This window comes from Candidatus Darwinibacter acetoxidans (genome assembly GCF_041936445.1).
GTDB lineage: Bacteria > Bacillota > Limnochordia > Darwinibacteriales > Darwinibacteriaceae > DTU010.
Genome location: NZ_JBHGXH010000326.1, coordinates 1 through 15611 on the forward strand (window position 1 = coordinate 1; position 15611 = coordinate 15611).

The following is a 15611-nucleotide window of genomic DNA, read 5'->3' on the forward strand; positions in this document are numbered from 1 at the left end:
AAGGCGAAAGCTGTGGGTGCAGGGTGGTGGTGAGTTTGGCGGTCTTAGGAATCGATCCCGGAAGGGATAAACTGGGTTTGGCCGTGGTTGAGGCTTCGAAAGTTTTGGTTAGGCGGGTTGCTCCCCGGGCAGAGTACCTGCATCTGGTTCAGGACTGGGTGCAGCGGTTTGCGGTGGAGCATATAGTGATCGGTGACGGAACAGGTTCGGGGCAGGTGGCTAAGGAGATCAGGGCCGCCTTACCGCAGCTGCCCCTGGCCACAGTAGATGAACGCTTTACCTCCGAGGAGGCCCGCAGGCTCTACTGGGTTGAGAACCCGCCCCGGGGCTGGCGGAGGCTTTTGCCCGTGAGCATGCAGATGCCTCCGGAGCCCTATGATGACTATGTGGCCGTGATTTTGGCCCAGCGCTTTCTGCGGGGAGATGGTAAGGGGAGCTAGCACTGTCATCTCTTGGAAAGTTCTGTTCCAGGAAGGTTTTTACTTGCCTTTGGAGAAATATTGTGTGATATTGAAAACGTTGGAAGGGGGAGAGTTATGCGCTGCAGGTCAGCACTTGTGGGTTTCATCGTGCTTCTTGTCCTCGGCTTCAGCGCGGGCGCTTGGGCCGGCTCTCCCTTCGCGGACATCGCCTCGGGGGGAGGCTGGGCCAGCGATGCCATTCGGGAGCTGGGCCTCAGCCGGGATATCCCCGGATTCACCGTCCCCGAGCAACCCAACCGCAGTCAGGAGGCTTTGCTGGTGGCCCGCCTGCTGCAGCATATCAGCGGTGAAGATCGCCTCGACTCCCGCCGCTTTGGCGTGAGCCGCAGCGTGTATCTGGACGATATGATCTTCACCTACAACCAGCGGGTTGAGCCGGAAAAGGCGTTTACCGCCAGTGAAGTGGAAACCCTCTACCGGTTGGTTTTGGAATTCCGGGAGGAGCTGGAGGTCCTCGGCTTTGCCGTCCAGGACTTTGACCTACTGTACGCCCAGAACTGGGCTGAAGAACGGGGCTTTGCGCTGACGAGCCGCCCCCTGCTCTATTCAGAGCAGGCGCTGGCCGCGGCGCGTAAGGCTGAAACAGCCCGTCTGGTCCCTGCCTCAGAGCTCGAATCGGTGCTGGACACAGTGGGCCCGCAGGAGCCCCGCAGCCTGTGGACGGGGCAGTTCTCTTCCGCATTCCGCCTGCTGCCTCCGGCCTTCAGCTTGGTGGCCCAGGAACCCGAAGCCGAGCAGGCAACACCTTTGCAGATCGGCAACCTGGAGGTGGTGGGTGCCCTGCGGGCCACCCCACCCGGGGAAGGCAGCGGTTCGGAAGGTGGAGCCGGATACAACCTTTCGGTGAAGGTGGGGGACGTATCCCTACAGACCGCGGTAGATCTGGCTGTTGACCCGCAGCTGGTACCCAAAGCCGCCAGCACTTCGGTGGATTTGAGCTGGGATTGGGCCAACATGTTCACCCTAAGCGCCGGCTACAAGCTCCGGGAGACGCTGCAAAACGATGCGTCCGCTGAGGATGGTGCACCCCTGGTCACGTCCCTGGGTGTAACTGTGCCCATGAGCAGGGGCCAGGTGCGCTTGGGTATGACCCAGGAGTGGAACTTATCTGAGCTGGGAGGACTCGGCCCCGGCGCCAGTGAATCCTTTACAAGAAACGTCGCTGAGCTTGGCCTCAGCTATGAGCTGTTCAACGATAGTTCCCTGCACCTCAATTATCGGCTCATTGATTTCAGCAGTGTGGAGCGGGACTTGGGAGCCGAAGCTGAAGCCGCGTTTTCCATTAAGTTTTAAGGGCTATGGAGGGATGGATTTGAAGAAAAGCATCGCTTTGACGTTGTGTCTTTTGCTTATGTCAGCGCTGATCCCTTCTACAATTTGGGCCAATGTGACTCCCCTGCGCTCATTAGAGACTGTGGAAGAACTGCTGTATGGACAAGCCCAAACGGGGTCTTTGCTGGACCGCATTGAGAAGGTGGAATTGGACATCTACGGCAAGACCCAGGAAGGCGCGGTGCTCATGCGTATTGACCGGGTGCTCACCTTCCTACAGGATGCCGATGGTGATGGCGGACTGTGGCTGCAGCTGAACCTGGCGGAATGGGGGTTTTCCGCAACTCTGTCCGGGGAAAAACCCATGATTGAGAGGCTGCAGGGTCTGGAGCTGGTGCTCTACGGCGCGGAGCAGTCGGGTAACATTTCCCAGCGGGCGGAGAAGCTGATGATGGACATCTGGGGCACCACCAAGCTGGATGTGAAGCGGGTCAACCTGCCCGCGCAGACCCTGGTGAAGGTGGCGCTCAGCAAGACTTTGGACTCGGCCACAGCCGAGGTGGGCGATGAGGTTATCTACCGGGTCACCGAGGACGTCATGGTGGACGGACGGGTGGTTATCCCGGCGGGGACCACGAGCGTGGCCAGGGTCAGCGAAGTGACCGCCGCCGGGCGGCTGGGCAAGGACGGACGCATTCTTATCGACTTCGGCTCGGTGCTCGCCCTGGACGGCACACCCATCCGCCTTAAGGTGGATGAGCGGGCCACGGAGAAGAACCGGTCTTTGGAACTGGCCGCCGGGGCCAGCATGGCTGGAATTATCCTGCTAGGCCCAGTCGGTCTTGTGGGCGGGTATTTTGTGAGAGGTAAAGACGTACAGATCGAAGCCAACACCCAGTTTTATGTGGAGACAGAGCGGGCGGTGCCCGTCTTAGGCTTCTACTTTAGACCGGCCCTCGGCCAATAACTGTCGTTAGCTGTTATGGCCTCGGAGAACCGCGATCCGCAGGGCCCTCGGTTCTCCTCCTTTTGTCTGGGCCCCACAATTATCACATGTGCATCTGAGGTGGCGGTGAGATGAAGAAGCTGTCTTTGGTTTTGGCCGTAATGCTGTTGGCGTCGGCCGTTTGGTCCCTGGCCGCTGGAGCCGCAGAGTATACCCTCGGTGTGGGTGATGTCCTGCGCATCACCGTTTGGGGCCATGCCGATCTAGCCACAGAGGTCGCCATCCGGCCCGACGGCTACCTGACATTCCCCTTGGTGGGAGACCTCTGGGCGGTGGACAAGACGCCGCGGCAGATCAGCAGTGAGCTGCAGAATATGCTCGCGGAGTTCATCGTCAACCCGCAGGTTACGGTCATTGTCAGCCAGTTCCGCACGCTGCACGTTCAGGTGCTGGGCGAAGTCAAAGAGTCAGGCTACTACCAGCTCAAGGCAGGTGCACGCCTGGCAGATGTCCTGGCACTGGCCGGCGGCCCCACCGCCACTGCCGATCTCAGCAGTGTAACCGTGACCCGGTATGTGCTGGATGAAGGGGGCCAGGAGCACAGCCGTGTTCTGCAGGTGGATGTGAACCAGTTCCTGCAGGGGGGCGATCTGGCCGCCAACCCGCTCCTGGAAAGCGGGGATATGATCTACGTGCCGCCAGCTGGCCGCGCCGCCATTTTTGGCGAGGTGCGCCAGCCCGCGAGCTACTCCCTGGGGCAGGGCTTGGATATCCTGGAGCTGCTGGCCGCTGCCGGCGGTGCCCTGGATACGGCTGACCTGGAACGGGTGGTGGTGACCAGCCAGGGAGAGGAAGGACCTCTGGAGAGGATCGTCAACGTCCAGGAGCTCCTTTCTGGCCGGGGTAGGCCCACTGCCCTCAGGCCCAACGATGTGGTGTTTGTGCCCAAGAAACAGCAGGTTATGGTTTTGGGCGCGGTGCAAAACCCGGGGGTCTACCCTTTACATAGCGAGGCTACGCTTTTGGAGATTATCGCCCGGGCTGGAGGGGTGCTGCCCACAGGGGATCCTTCCGCGATCGCCATCACCCGGAGGGGTGCGGGGCAGGAGCTGATCGTGGCGGATCTGCAGCCGGCCCTCAGCGGCAGGACAGGTGGGGATAACCCCACGGTGGATCCCGACGATGTGATCTTCGTGCCGGAAGGCTACCAAAACGCCTTGGTCCTGGGGGCAGTGCGCAGCCCAGGCTCCTTCGCTGTACGGGAGCAGTGGAGGATTCTCGATCTTCTGGCGGAGGCCGGCGGAACCACGGAACGGGCCGGGGATGAGCTGACGCTGCTCCGGTCCGGCGTAACCAGGACCATCGACCTGGGCGCCCTGGAGCGCCTGGGGCTGCAGAACGAGCGGGTGCTGCCCGGTGATGTGCTCTACGTTGCAGAGGGCAGCAGGCAGGTCTTGGTCTTGGGTGAAGTGGCCCGGCCGGGGGCCTATGAGTTCCGGCGGGGCGATCGCCTCCTAGACGCCCTGGCCCTGGCGGGGGGCCTCACCCCGGAGGCCTGGGAAGAGCAGGTATCTTTAACCAGGCAGACTGCCCAAGGTACACAGGTGTTCACCGTTGATTTCAGCGAGCTGATGACAAACCGCTTCCTAGCAGATAATCTGCCCCTGGAGAGCGGCGATGTGATCATCGTTCCCCGGGCCGCCAGGGGAGTCATCGTCATGGGTGAAGTACAGAATCCCGGCTACTACCAGTTTAAGGCGGGCGACAGCGTTTTGGATGCCGTCATGCTGGCGGGCGGCCTTCTAGAGAGCGCAGATGCCCAGCGGGTTTCCCTCACCAGGCAGACTGCCCAAGGTGCCCAGGTGTTCACCGTTGATTTCGCCCAGTTGATGGAAAACCGCGTCCTGACCGACAACTTGTCGCTGGAGAGCGGCGATGTGATCATCGTCCCCCGGGCCACCAGGGGAGTGGTGGTCATGGGTGAAGTACAGCGCCCTGGCTACTACCAGTTCAAGGCGGGCGACAGCGTCTTGGATGCCATCATGCTGGCGGGGGGACTCTTGGAGAGCGCAGACGCCCAGTGGATCTCCCTGACCAGGCAGACCGCGGAAGGGGCATACGTTGAGTACATCGACTTTCTGGAGCTGCAGGAGGAGCGCTTCGCCGCAGAGCAGCGCATCCTGGAGGATGGCGATGTGATCGTGGTGCCCCGCAGCAGCAGGAACGCCCTGGTGCTGGGGGAAGTCCGCAATCCTGGGTACTATGCCTTCGGGCCCGGCGAGACCTACCTGGATCTGATCGGCCGTGCCGGCGGGTTCACCGCCGAAGCGGACCCGGCGAAGGTGGTTGTGGCCCTGGAGGGCCCGGAAGGCGCAGTTACTGAAGTAGTCAACCTGGATGTGCTCAGTGGAGCCGACTACAAGCGGCAGCTGAGGGGCGGCGAGGTCATCTCGGTGCCCAAGGCCAACAACAAGGTGCTGGTTTTCGGTGATGTGGTGCGGGCGGGAGCCTATACCCTACCGTCCCAGGGACGTCTGCTGGACGTTTTGGCCGAAGCGGGAGGCCTGAAGTCGAACATAGGCACGGAACAGGTGGTGGTCACCAGACAGGCCCCCCACGGGGAACAGGTCTGGCAGGTGACCTACGGGCAGCTCATGGGGGCGCAGAACCAGTACAATCTGGAGCTGAGCGGTGGGGATGTGATCTATGTTCCCGCAGCGCGCCGGCAGATCTTGGTGCTGGGCATGGTGAAGAACCCCGGTGCTTACGATCTTCCCGCAGGTGCCAGACTGCTGGATGCCATCGCCCTGGCGGGCGGGCCTTTGGATCGGGCGGCCCTGGAGAATGTGGGGATCTACCGGGACGGCGTTTTGGACGAGTCGGAGCAGGTGCCCATGGGGCAGGATAAGGTGCTCTTTACCGGTGATGCCCAGGAGAATCCACTGCTTAGGCCCGGTGATATCATCTACATTCCGGAAACCAAGAAACCCGATTGGACCAAGATCTTCGGCTTTGTGGGTGCTATCAGTTCCTTCAAGAGCGCGCTGTTCAACATCTTTGACTGGTAGGTGGTGAGTGCCGTGGAAATGGAAGAAATGGATCTGCGGGAATACTGGCAGATCATCGTCAAAAGGAAGAGGCTGATCTTGGCGGTTTTCCTCCTGACCGTCCTGGCGGTTGCCATCTACAGTTTCCTGGCTACGCCCATTTACGAGGCGTTCACCACTCTTATCGTGCGGGAAGCTGGTATGGGTGTTGAAACCATTTTCTTTGACGGCGCCAGCGCCTTGGGCAAGAATGTTGCCCAGAACTACATCCAGATCATGAAGAGCAGAACCATCCTGGAAAGGGTGGCCTCTGACTTGGGACGGGAGGATCTGACCCAGAGCGCCCTGGAGAAGGCCATCACCATCCAGTCAGTGCAGGGCAGCGACGTTTTGAAGATTTCCATGCAGTCGCCGGAGCCGGCACTGGCTCAGGCAGTGGTGAACAAGTTGGTGGACGTGTTCCTTGACTGGAATCTGAACTACCGGCAGAACGACAGGCGGGCGGCTCGGGAGTTCATCGAAGGGCAGCTGCAGAAGGTGGAGCTGGACCTGCGCCTCGCGGAGGAAAGGCTGCAGGCCTTCAAGGAAGAACAGGGGATTGTGGCCCCCACCCAGGAAATGGCCGCGGTGGTCACGCAGCTTGCCTCTCTGCAGTCCAGCCTCACGGAACTGAACGTCGCCAAACTGGAAACGGCGGAGCGCATCCGCCAGGTGCGGGCTAGTCTCGAAGAACAGGATGAAACCCTCATTTCCAGCACCACCATTGCCGACAACCGCCTGGTTACCGAGTACCGCAGTCGGCTGGCGGATCTGGAAGTGCGGCTGGCCAGTGCCAGGGAGAAATACACCGACCGGCATCCGGAGATTTTGGCCCTCCAGGCGGAAATAGACAATGTCCGGCGTAAGCTTACGGAAGAGGTGGAGCGGGTGGTGGGTACCGAGACCCGAACCTTAAACACCCTCTACCGGGAGCTGTACGGAACGCTGATCAATTTGGAAGTGGAAGCCAACGCCCTGGAAGCCCGGGAAGCGGCGCTCTTGGCCATTATCGCCGAGCGGGAAAGGGAATTGAGCCACCTGCCCGCGCAGGAGCTGGAGCTGGCCAGGCTGATGCGGGAGGCACAGGTCTTAGAAGAACTCTACATCCTGCTGCGTACCCGGCTGGAGGAAGCCCGCATCTCGGAAGCCATGGAGACTGCTGATGTGCAGATCATAGACCGCGCAGTGCTTCCCCGGGTTCCCGTCAAACCCAGGATCAAGCTGAATATCGCCATCGGCGCGGTGTTAGGAGTGTTTCTGGGCGTGGGTTTGGCGTTTCTGCTGGAGTTTCTGGATAACACGGTTAAGACCAAAGAGGACGTCGAGCGGGCTCTGGGGCTGCCTGTCCTGGGACAGATACCCGATTTGGAGCTCGCAGATGTGGCATCGTCCGGGAGATCTGCACGTAGGAGGGGACGTGGATTAAGTGGCTAGACGGGGAAAGAGACGGCTCAAGGAACGACCATTAGTTGTCGAAGGGAATCCCAAAGCTGTGGCCAGTGAAGCTTTTCGAATCCTCAGGACCAACCTGCAGTTTACCAGTCCGGATCGGGAACTCAAGACTATGTTGGTGACGAGCGCCGGACCTGGAGAAGGGAAAAGCACGGTGGCGGCCAACCTGGCGGCGGCGTGGGCCCAATCGGGTGCGCGGGTTTTGCTCGTCAGCTGCGACCTGCGGCGGCCCATCATACACAGGATCTTCGGCATTTCTAACACTCCCGGCTTAACGGGCTACCTTGCGGGCCGAGCATCCATAGAGGAAGTCATCCAACCCACTTCGGTGCCAGGGCTTGATCTCATTGCTTCCGGGCCCGTTCCGCCCAATCCCGCAGAATTGCTGCAGTCCAAGGCCATGGGCCAGTTTCTGCGGGCAGTGCGGGAAGACTACGATGTGGTAATCTGCGATGGTGCTCCAGTTATGGCCGTGACCGATGCCGCGGTGGTCGCCAGCCAGACAGATGGTACCATTTTGGTGGTGGAGGCCGGTCAAACGCCCAGGGAAGCGGCGATCCATGCTAAGGAGCTCCTGGAACAGGCTAAGGCCAATATCCTCGGTGTGGTTCTGAACAAGATTAACGTCAGGGACCAGAAGAACAGGTATTATTATTACTACTACCGTTATTCAGAGGCGGAATAAAGCCATGATCGATCTGCATGTGCATATTCTCCCTGGGGTGGACGATGGTCCACCCACTTTGGAAGAGGCTTTAGCCATGGGGCGTGTGGGGGAAGAGCGGGGCCTTAAGGTCGCTGCTGCCACTCCCCATTTTTTTGGACAGCTCTCCTGGGCGGCGGTGCAGCAGAAGGTGGCGGAACTGCGGGAGGAGTTCGCCCGGGCGCAGGTTAGCTTGGAGCTTGTGGCCGGGGCGGAGCTGATGCTGGATCTATCCCTCTTGGACTTGGCTCCGGAAGAGATCCCCACTTACGGCGGGCAGGGCCGCTTCTGCCTCATCGAGTTTCCCTTTCAGGAGCTGCCGGTGTACACAGACGATGTGCTCTTTGATCTACAGACCAAGGGGATTACCCCCATCATCGCCCATCCTGAGCGCTACCGCGGTGTCCTGCAGGATCCCAACACCGCCCTGGGCTGGCTGGAGCGGGGCTGCCTGCTGCAGGTGAATACTGGGAGCATTCTGGGGCGTTTCGGTTCTACCGTGCAGGAAGCCGCGGAGATTCTGCTCACGCACGACATGGCTCAGTTTGTGGCCAGTGATGCCCACAGCGTTCAGCGCCGCACCCTGGATCTTCCCCAGGCCCACGGGGTCTTGGTGGAGCTGCTGGGGGCGGAGCGGGCGGAGGAGCTTGTGGCGGCCAATCCCCGGGCGGTGCTCGCCGGCGATTTCGCCCCCAGGCGTCCGCCGCAGCAATACCGCAGGAAGCGGCGTTTCTTCTCCTTTCGGCGGTTTTCCTAGCATAGGATCGTCCCACCTTCCGTATATTAGCACAGGGAGGTGTTGCCCGTGGTCTTCTGCAGGCATATGGATACCAAGCAGGACCGGGAGGGGAAACTGGAGTTTTTCTGCCGACGTTTTGAGCGGCGGATCGATCTGGAACTGCTGGATAGGTGCCAGCACTGTCCGGAATATGTGAGCAGCTAGGAGCATCCTAGCGGAAGGGGAATTGCTTTGCTGGATTGGGCTGTTGTGGGGATTTACATCCTGGCCGTGTTCTTGTTCAACCGTCATGACGTTTCAGGCGCAGGCTATACAGCGCAGCTGCTGGCCAGGTGGTTTCCGCAGCTCAGTGCCGCGGAGCTCAGACAGTATGTCTGGTTTCTGCGGAAAGTGGGGCATGTACTGGCCTACGGCGTTTTAACCTATCTAGTTCACCGTGCCGCCCTGAAAACCAAGGGGCTGCGGGGGCGCGCGCTGCTCTCTGCCGTGCTCCTTGCGCTGCTGGTGGCGGGGGCGGATGAGAGCTATCAAAGGCGCCTGCAGCACCGCAGCGGGGCTTGGGGCGATGTGGCCGTGGATGCCCTGGGCATAGCCGCCGCAGGTTCTCTTTTGTGGCTGCGGGCGCGGGTACGAAGCAAACACAAGGAGGTCGTGGAAGAGAATGCTGAAAACGAATGCATCTAAGCTTGTCATGCTGTCGGTTCAGGGACAGATTACACCGCCCCTCCGGCGCACCGCGTACGGGGTGGACAGGGAGGGCGTGCCCTTTGTCCTGCCGGGTACGGGGGGCATTACCTACAACGTAAAGGTTGGCGACCCGGCCTTTGGCTGGGTGGGGGACCATGTGGAGCCCGGCGTGTCCACCGCGGCCAGCATCGAGGAGCGGAGCGGGTCTCGGAACCAGGCCTACAACACCTTGGCCTGTGTGGGCAACGAGGCCGTGGTCATCTCCGGCGACGCCAAGGGAGCCAGGGGCGTGGTCACCGGCAAGCACGGCGGAATTGAGCATGTGCTCATCGATTTTGCCCAGGAAGACCTGGAGAAGATGGCCATCGAAGACAAGGTGCTCATCAAGGCCTATGGGCTGGGGCTGCAGCTTGTGGACTACCCCGGCATTTCCGTGCGCAATCTGGACCCCCATGTCCTGTTGAAGCTGGATCTTACCGAGGAAGATGGCCGGCTGATCGTGCCTGTGGCGGCGGTCATCCCGGCACGGCTCATGGGTTCAGGCATCGGTGCATCTTCCACCGCTTCGGGGGACTACGATATCACCACCACTGATCAGGAGGAAATCAAGGCCCTGGGCATCAATGAGCTCCGCCTGGGGGACCTGGTGGCCCTGGAGGATACGGACAACCGCTTCGGGCGCAGCTATCGTAAGGGGGCCCTTTCCGTGGGTGTGGTGGTTCACTCCGACTGCCTGGCGGCTGGGCACGGGCCCGGGGTCACCACCCTCTTCACCAGCATTGACGGCAGTCTAGGTTTCCGCCTTGATCCCGAGGCTAACATCGGCCGCATTTTAGGCATCGGCATCTACCGTTAGGGAAACCCATCACAAACGCAAAAAGGCCCCATCCGGGGCCTTTAAAGATCGGTTAGACAGTTTTGCGCAGCAGAGCATTCCGCTCCTGGGGCGTTACTTCAACGGGCTTGGGCGTTTCCTGGTCGGTGATGTGGATCCCTGCTGCCTCCCGCAGCAGCGCATTCTCCCTCCGCAGCCGGTCAATTTCTTCCAACAGCTGCTGTAATTCCTTCCGGGAAATGTTCATGGGAGCAGCTCCTCATCTTTTGGTTTATATTTTTTTCGTCAGCGAATGCGGTTTTCCTGCCGAGGCCGGCAAACTCAGAGCATTTTGTCCTGGCCCAGCTCCAAGAGCTCCGTCTTGGCCAAGGCTTCCGCGATCAGCCCTTCCACGTCCAGTTCCGCTTCGGCCCTTTCCACCTGGGTGATGGTGGGCCTGGTGGCCGGGTTTTTAGGTACAAAGACGGTGCAGCAGTCCTCATAGGGCAGGATGGAAGTCTCATAGGTACCGATCTTAACGGACAGTTCCACGATTTCCTGTTTATCCAGGCCGATGAGGGGCCGGAAGATGGGCATGGAGGTCACCGCGTTGATGGTGTGGATGCTCTCCATGGTCTGGCTGGCTACCTGGCCCAAGCTGTCCCCGGTGATCAGGGCCAAAGCCCCTTCCCGGCGGGCCAGCCGCTCGGCGATGCGCAGCATGAAGCGGCGCATGAGGGTGACGCTCAAAGAGGGGTAAGAGCCCTTGTGCAGGGCCTTCTGGATTTCGGTGAAATAGGCGATCCACAGCCGGAAGCGGCCCCCGGCGTTATAGGGTGCCAAGAGCCTGGCCAGCTGGATGACCTTTTCCTTGGACTGCTGGGAGGTGAAGGGATAGGAGTGGAAGTGCACCCCTTCCACATCCACCCCCCGCTTCATGGACAGAAAGCCCGCCACGGGGCTGTCAATACCTCCCGACAGCAGGAGCAGTCCCTTGCCGGAGGAACCGGCGGGCAGTCCGCCCAGGCAGGGAATGACCTGGGAGTAGATGAAGGCGCCTTCACTGCGCACTTCCACATGGACTGTGAAATCCGGGCTGTGCACGTCCACCTTAAGGTGGGGAAAGCTGCGCAGGAGATACCCCCCCAGCGTCCTGGAAAGCTCCGGAGAATTCAGGGGGAACTGTTTATGGGTCCGCCGGGTTTCCACTTTGAAGGTCCGGCCGGGCGTATCCTGGGCAACCAGCCTGGCCCCTTCCTTGATCTCCTCCAGATCGAGGCGGCAGCGCAGCACGGGGGAGAGGGAGACAATCCCGAACACCCGCTGCAGCTTGGCGGCGAGTTCTTCCCAGTTGCCTTTGGTTTCTAAGTAAATGCGCCCGAAGGTCCTTTTGATCTCGCCGTGGGGCACTTCCCGGATGGCCCGGCGCATATTGGCGAGCAGGCGATCTTCAAAAGCTCTACGGTTGCGGCCCTTCAGGCCCAGTTCACCGTAGCGCACTAAGAGCAGAGGGTACATAGTCATCTCCTCAAACATAGATGTTGCGGATTTCTTCCACCGTCTCTTTTAGACTATAAACCACGTACTCGATTTGGGCAAGGGTGATCTGGGGAGCCAAGCTGAGCCTGATGGTGGAAAGGATCTGCTCATGTTCCAGCCCCACCGCCTGGAGCACATGGGAGACGCCCCGCTTTTTGGAGGAGCAGGCCGCGCCCATGGAGACGAAAATACGCTTTTGCTCCAGGAAGTGCACCAGCACCTCTCCCCGCACCCCCGGGAAGCTGGCGCTGATGATGTGGGGTGCGCCGTCTTCCGGGCTGTTGACCTGGGCCGCGGGGATGGTCTTGATGCCCTCGATGAGGGCATGGCGCAGCTCCCGGATTTTTCTCAGGTTTTCTTCTAGGTTGTCCGTGACCAGTTGGGCGGCTTTGGCCAGGCCCACGATGGCGGGCACGTTTTCCGTGCCGGAGCGCAGGCCGCCCTCCTGTTCGCCGCCGAAGATGATCGGACGGAGCTGGGCCTGCTTGTGGGCGTAGAGCAGACCGATGCCCTTGGGACCGAAGATTTTGTGGCCGCTGAAGGTGCAGAGGTGGGCTTTGAGCTCGGGAACCTTCAGGGGCATGTGGCCCAGGGCCTGGACGGCATCCACATGAAAGATGATCCTATGCTGACGCCCTTGGTTTTCCCTTTGGATGATCTCGCCGATCTGGCGCACCGGGGCAATGGTGCCCAGTTCGTTGTTGACCAGCATGATGCTGACGATCTTGGTGTTGGGCTGCAGGTAGCGGGGGAACTCTTCCGGATCGATGCGGCCAAAGCGGTCCACCGGCAGGTATGTTACCTCCCAGCCCAGTTTTTCCAGGTGCTTCACCACGTTGAGCACAGAGGGGTGTTCAATGGGCGTGGTGATGATGTGCCCGGGGTTGCGCAGGAAGTAGGGGGCGTTGGCCACACCCTGCAGGGCTAGATTGTTGGCCTCGGTGCCGCTGCCGGTGAAATAGAGCTCGTTGGGGTTGACCTGCAAAATGGAGGCCAGCTGGGCCCGGCAGGCATTCATGATCTTCTGGGCGGCCACCCCCCGCAGATGGGGAGAGGAGGGGTTGCCGTACTGCACAGACCAATAGGGTTCCATGGCCTGCACCACTTCCTCGGCCACGGGAGTTGTTGCACTGTTGTCCAGGTAGATCTCGTTTTGCATGGGAGCACCTCCTTGCGCTGAGCAGCAACGGGCACTGCCTACTTCTAGTATCTACTTGAGTTTTCCTCTTTTTTCAGCAAACCCCCCGCCTGCAGGTAGGGAAAGCTAGGCGCGCTGGCGAATTAGCAGAACAGGAAGTTCCTGTAATTTGAACGGAGCCTCTGTTTGGAGTACGCAGCGGAAAATTCAACCACATGGGGTGAAGAGGATGAAACGCAAACTGCTTTTGTTGGTTGTCCTTGCAGCGCTGCTGTCAGGCTGCGCAGGTTATCAGCGTGTTCAGCATCCGCCGCGGGTGAATCTGGGCAGCACCGTCGCCGTGTTGTTTTTTGACAACTTCACAGATGATTATGCCATCAGCCACGAAGTGGAGCAAGAGCTGGTGAAAACCCTCTCCGGCTATTACCGGGTACTGCCGCCCGCGGAGGTGGAGTGGGCCCTGGTGCGCCTGGGCCTCTTGCGGGGTCAATCACCCGATCCCAACCAGGCCATCAGGCTGGGGCAGATGCTCGGGGTAGATGCCCTGGTGATGGGTGAAGTATCCGGCTACTTCCAGCCGGTGACCCAGACTCCTCCCTATCCAACGGGGCGCGAGATGATAGATGAGAGGGGCAACAAGCTCTACCAGTATGAATATGTGGAAAACACCCAGGTGATGGTGAGCTTCACTGGACGGGTCATGGACACCCGGTCGGGCAACGTGATCCACCGCCTGCGGGTGCAGGGCCAGTCCTCCAGCGAGCGCAAGGAGATCCTCCGCTACCCACGGGAGTGGTGGCCCGCGAACCGCAGGCCCACTACCTGGGATCTGCCTGCCCCCAGTTATTCTCAGGTACCCTGGGTGAGGCAGAACGCGATCCGGGAGGCTATCAGCCAGTTTACGGAGGATATCATGCCCACCTACACCTGGGAAAAGGTGCAGTAGGCGACCTGTCCAGGTTTGACAGATTAGGGCAGGCCTGTTAAACTGAAACTGCGTTCTCATCAAGAGTGGCGGAGGGACTGGCCCGATGAAGCCCGGCAACCTCTGCAGGTTGTGCCTGCACAAGGTGCCAAATCCTGCAAAACCTCGCCGCTGAGGTTTTGGAAGATGGGAGAAGCAATACAGCAGAGTATGTCCTCTCCCATCAGGGGGAGGACTTATTTTGTGGAAAGGATGGTTGGCAGCAGTGACTGCAAGAAGGTACATATTTACATCAGAGTCCGTGACTGAAGGACATCCGGACAAGATCTGCGATCAGATTTCCGACGCTGTGCTCGATGCGATCCTCAGCCAAGATCCCCAGGCCCGGGTGGCCTGCGAGGCGGCGGTCTCCACAGGTTTGGTTTTGGTCTTCGGGGAGATCAGCACCGAGTGCTATGTGGACATCCCCAGCATCGCGCGGGAAGTGATCAAGGAGATCGGCTACGATCGGGCTAAATACGGGTTTGATGGGGAAACGTGCGCCGTGTTAACCTCCATCGAAGAGCAGTCCCCCGATATTGCCCTGGGAGTGAACCAGGCCTGGGAAAGGCGCCTGGGGCAGGACGATGAACTCTCGCAGGTGGGGGCAGGCGATCAAGGCATCATGTTCGGCTACGCCACCGACGAGACGCCGGCTATGATGCCCATGCCCATCGAACTGGCCCACCGGCTGGCTAAGCGCCTGGCGGACGTGCGCAAACAGGGGATCGTGCCCTACCTGAGGCCCGATGGTAAAACTCAGATCTCCATTATTTACGATGAAGAGCACCGCCCCATCGCCGTGGATAATGTGGTAGTTTCCGCGCAGCACCATCCCGACGTGGATCAGGCCACCATTGCCCGGGACTTGTACAAGCACGTCATTGAACCGGTCATCCCCAGGCAGCTGTGGACAGAGGAAACCAAGGTGTTTGTCAATCCCACGGGTCGCTTTGTGGTGGGGGGCCCCAAGGGGGATGCGGGCCTCACCGGCCGGAAGATCATCGTGGACACCTACGGCGGCTGTGCCCGCCACGGCGGAGGAGCGTTTTCCGGCAAGGACCCCACGAAAGTGGACCGCTCCGCCTCCTACGCCGCTCGCTATGTGGCCAAGAACATCGTCGCTGCCGGGCTGGCCAAAAGGGTGGAGCTGCAGCTGGCCTATGCCATCGGAGTGGCCAACCCTGTTTCCCTCCACGTGGATACCTTCGGGACAGGGGTCATCCCCGACCGGGAGATCGAACAGCTCATCCGCAAGCACTTTGATCTGCGCCCCGCGGCCATCATCCGCGACCTCAACCTGCAGCGGCCCATCTACCGACAGGTGGCGGCCTATGGCCATTTCGGCCGCCTGGATCTGGATCTGCCTTGGGAGCGCCTGGACAAGGTGGATGTACTCAAGGGTTAACCCAGTGGAGCTGCGGCTCCACTTTTTTCGAAGGTATAGTTCAGAAAACGGTTAATTGACAGAAATGTAAGTATATTGTATAATCAACCCAGGGTCTATCGCCAGAAGGAGGCAAGCGATGGCGAAGAAAAGCGTCATTTTCCTAGCTTTGATCCTGACTGCCCTCCTCAGCGCGGCGGTCCAGGCTCAAGGCGTAATCACCGTGCAGGTGGAGATTCTCCCCGGCTTCAGCATTTCCGCGCAGCAGACGGTGGTGCTGGAAGCGGTGATGCCCGGGGAGAGGGTCGAGGAGACCCTGGAGATTCAGGTGTGGTCCAATGTGGCCTGGGATTTGCGGGTGGGCTACCACGGGGGAACGGCTGCGCCGGGAAAGCTGGAGGT

Annotated in this window: 16 protein-coding genes and 1 riboswitch; of the genes, 13 read left to right on the forward strand and 3 right to left on the reverse strand. The window is 60.3% G+C overall.

Annotated features, from left to right (window positions below; all coding sequences use genetic code 11):
• From ACE4YL_RS14210 to ACE4YL_RS14255, 10 genes are all read left to right on the forward strand, one after another.
• The coding region (locus ACE4YL_RS14210) for a RuvC family protein (RefSeq protein ID WP_461360068.1) at positions 1–440 on the forward strand (440 nt) is incomplete at its 5' end.
• Between the two features lie 96 nt (positions 441–536).
• A complete protein-coding gene (locus ACE4YL_RS14215; RefSeq protein WP_461358459.1) occupies positions 537–1775 on the forward strand; it encodes a hypothetical protein in 1239 nt (412 codons plus the stop codon).
• Between the two features lie 19 nt (positions 1776–1794).
• Positions 1795–2721: a hypothetical protein gene (locus ACE4YL_RS14220; protein WP_461358458.1), complete on the forward strand. Its 927-nt coding sequence runs from the start codon at positions 1795–1797 to the stop codon at positions 2719–2721.
• 110 nt (positions 2722–2831) lie between these two features.
• Positions 2832–5768 carry an SLBB domain-containing protein gene (locus ACE4YL_RS14225; protein WP_461360067.1) on the forward strand — a complete coding sequence of 979 codons (2937 nt, stop codon included), beginning with the start codon at positions 2832–2834 and terminating at the stop codon, positions 5766–5768.
• A gap of 18 nt (positions 5769–5786) precedes the next feature.
• Positions 5787–7220, forward strand: a complete 1434-nt coding sequence (locus ACE4YL_RS14230; RefSeq protein ID WP_461368939.1) for a GumC family protein — start codon at positions 5787–5789, stop codon at positions 7218–7220.
• Complete coding sequence (locus ACE4YL_RS14235) at positions 7213–7923, forward strand: CpsD/CapB family tyrosine-protein kinase (RefSeq protein ID WP_461360066.1); 711 nt, start codon at positions 7213–7215, stop codon at positions 7921–7923. Before ACE4YL_RS14230 ends, ACE4YL_RS14235 begins: the two co-directional genes overlap by 8 nt.
• Positions 7924–7927: 4 nt before the next feature.
• On the forward strand, positions 7928–8698 hold the full coding sequence (locus tag ACE4YL_RS14240; RefSeq protein WP_461358455.1) for a tyrosine-protein phosphatase: 771 nt from the start codon (positions 7928–7930) through the stop codon (positions 8696–8698).
• 48 nt (positions 8699–8746) lie between these two features.
• Complete coding sequence (locus ACE4YL_RS14245; protein WP_461358454.1) at positions 8747–8884, forward strand: hypothetical protein; 138 nt, start codon at positions 8747–8749, stop codon at positions 8882–8884.
• Between the two features lie 27 nt (positions 8885–8911).
• Positions 8912–9364, forward strand: coding sequence for a VanZ family protein (locus ACE4YL_RS14250; RefSeq protein ID WP_461358453.1), 453 nt, complete (start codon positions 8912–8914; stop codon positions 9362–9364).
• Positions 9342–10223, forward strand: a complete 882-nt coding sequence (locus tag ACE4YL_RS14255) for a DUF4438 domain-containing protein (RefSeq protein ID WP_461358452.1) — start codon at positions 9342–9344, stop codon at positions 10221–10223. The genes ACE4YL_RS14250 and ACE4YL_RS14255 overlap by 23 nt, the downstream gene beginning before the upstream one ends.
• A gap of 52 nt (positions 10224–10275) precedes the next feature.
• Here ACE4YL_RS14255 and ACE4YL_RS14260 read toward each other — a convergent pair whose 3' ends face one another.
• The 3 genes from ACE4YL_RS14260 to ACE4YL_RS14270 form a co-directional block, all read right to left on the reverse strand.
• Positions 10276–10449: a hypothetical protein gene (locus tag ACE4YL_RS14260; RefSeq protein WP_461358451.1), complete on the reverse strand. Its 174-nt coding sequence runs from the start codon at positions 10447–10449 to the stop codon at positions 10276–10278.
• A gap of 74 nt (positions 10450–10523) precedes the next feature.
• On the reverse strand, positions 10524–11699 hold the full coding sequence (thiI, locus tag ACE4YL_RS14265; RefSeq protein WP_461358450.1) for a tRNA uracil 4-sulfurtransferase ThiI: 1176 nt from the start codon (positions 11697–11699) through the stop codon (positions 10524–10526).
• A gap of 10 nt (positions 11700–11709) precedes the next feature.
• Entirely contained in the window at positions 11710–12879 is a 1170-nt protein-coding gene (locus tag ACE4YL_RS14270; protein WP_461358449.1) for a cysteine desulfurase family protein, read from the reverse strand.
• Positions 12880–13087: 208 nt separating this feature from the next.
• On the opposite strand from ACE4YL_RS14270, the gene ACE4YL_RS14275 reads away from it, so the two are divergent.
• The 3 genes from ACE4YL_RS14275 to ACE4YL_RS14285 all read left to right on the forward strand — a co-directional run.
• Positions 13088–13804 carry a hypothetical protein gene (locus tag ACE4YL_RS14275; RefSeq protein ID WP_461365588.1) on the forward strand — a complete coding sequence of 239 codons (717 nt, stop codon included), beginning with the start codon at positions 13088–13090 and terminating at the stop codon, positions 13802–13804.
• Between the two features lie 53 nt (positions 13805–13857).
• A riboswitch (SAM riboswitch) is annotated at positions 13858–13976 on the forward strand.
• A gap of 72 nt (positions 13977–14048) precedes the next feature.
• A complete protein-coding gene (metK, locus tag ACE4YL_RS14280; RefSeq protein ID WP_461360069.1) occupies positions 14049–15230 on the forward strand; it encodes a methionine adenosyltransferase in 1182 nt (393 codons plus the stop codon).
• A 118-nt stretch (positions 15231–15348) separates the two neighbouring features.
• Positions 15349–15611, forward strand: a 263-nt coding sequence (locus ACE4YL_RS14285; RefSeq protein ID WP_461365379.1) for a hypothetical protein, incomplete at its 3' end; no start/stop codon positions are given.

Excerpts from the sequence above, each read along its gene's own strand:
- ACE4YL_RS14215 (WP_461358459.1), top strand. The coding sequence starts at position 537 with ATGCGCTGCAGGTCAGCACTTGTGGGTTTCATCGTGCTTCTTGTCCTC.
- ACE4YL_RS14225 (WP_461360067.1), top strand. The coding sequence starts at position 2,832 with ATGAAGAAGCTGTCTTTGGTTTTGGCCGTAATGCTGTTGGCGTCGGCC.
- ACE4YL_RS14230 (WP_461368939.1), top strand. The coding sequence starts at position 5,787 with ATGGAAGAAATGGATCTGCGGGAATACTGGCAGATCATCGTCAAAAGG.
- ACE4YL_RS14240 (WP_461358455.1), top strand. The coding sequence starts at position 7,928 with ATGATCGATCTGCATGTGCATATTCTCCCTGGGGTGGACGATGGTCCA.
- ACE4YL_RS14255 (WP_461358452.1), top strand. The coding sequence starts at position 9,342 with ATGCTGAAAACGAATGCATCTAAGCTTGTCATGCTGTCGGTTCAGGGA.
- ACE4YL_RS14260 (WP_461358451.1), bottom strand. The coding sequence starts at position 10,449 with ATGAACATTTCCCGGAAGGAATTACAGCAGCTGTTGGAAGAAATTGAC.
- thiI (WP_461358450.1), bottom strand. The coding sequence starts at position 11,699 with ATGTACCCTCTGCTCTTAGTGCGCTACGGTGAACTGGGCCTGAAGGGC.
- ACE4YL_RS14270 (WP_461358449.1), bottom strand. The coding sequence starts at position 12,879 with ATGCAAAACGAGATCTACCTGGACAACAGTGCAACAACTCCCGTGGCC.
- ACE4YL_RS14275 (WP_461365588.1), top strand. The coding sequence starts at position 13,088 with ATGAAACGCAAACTGCTTTTGTTGGTTGTCCTTGCAGCGCTGCTGTCA.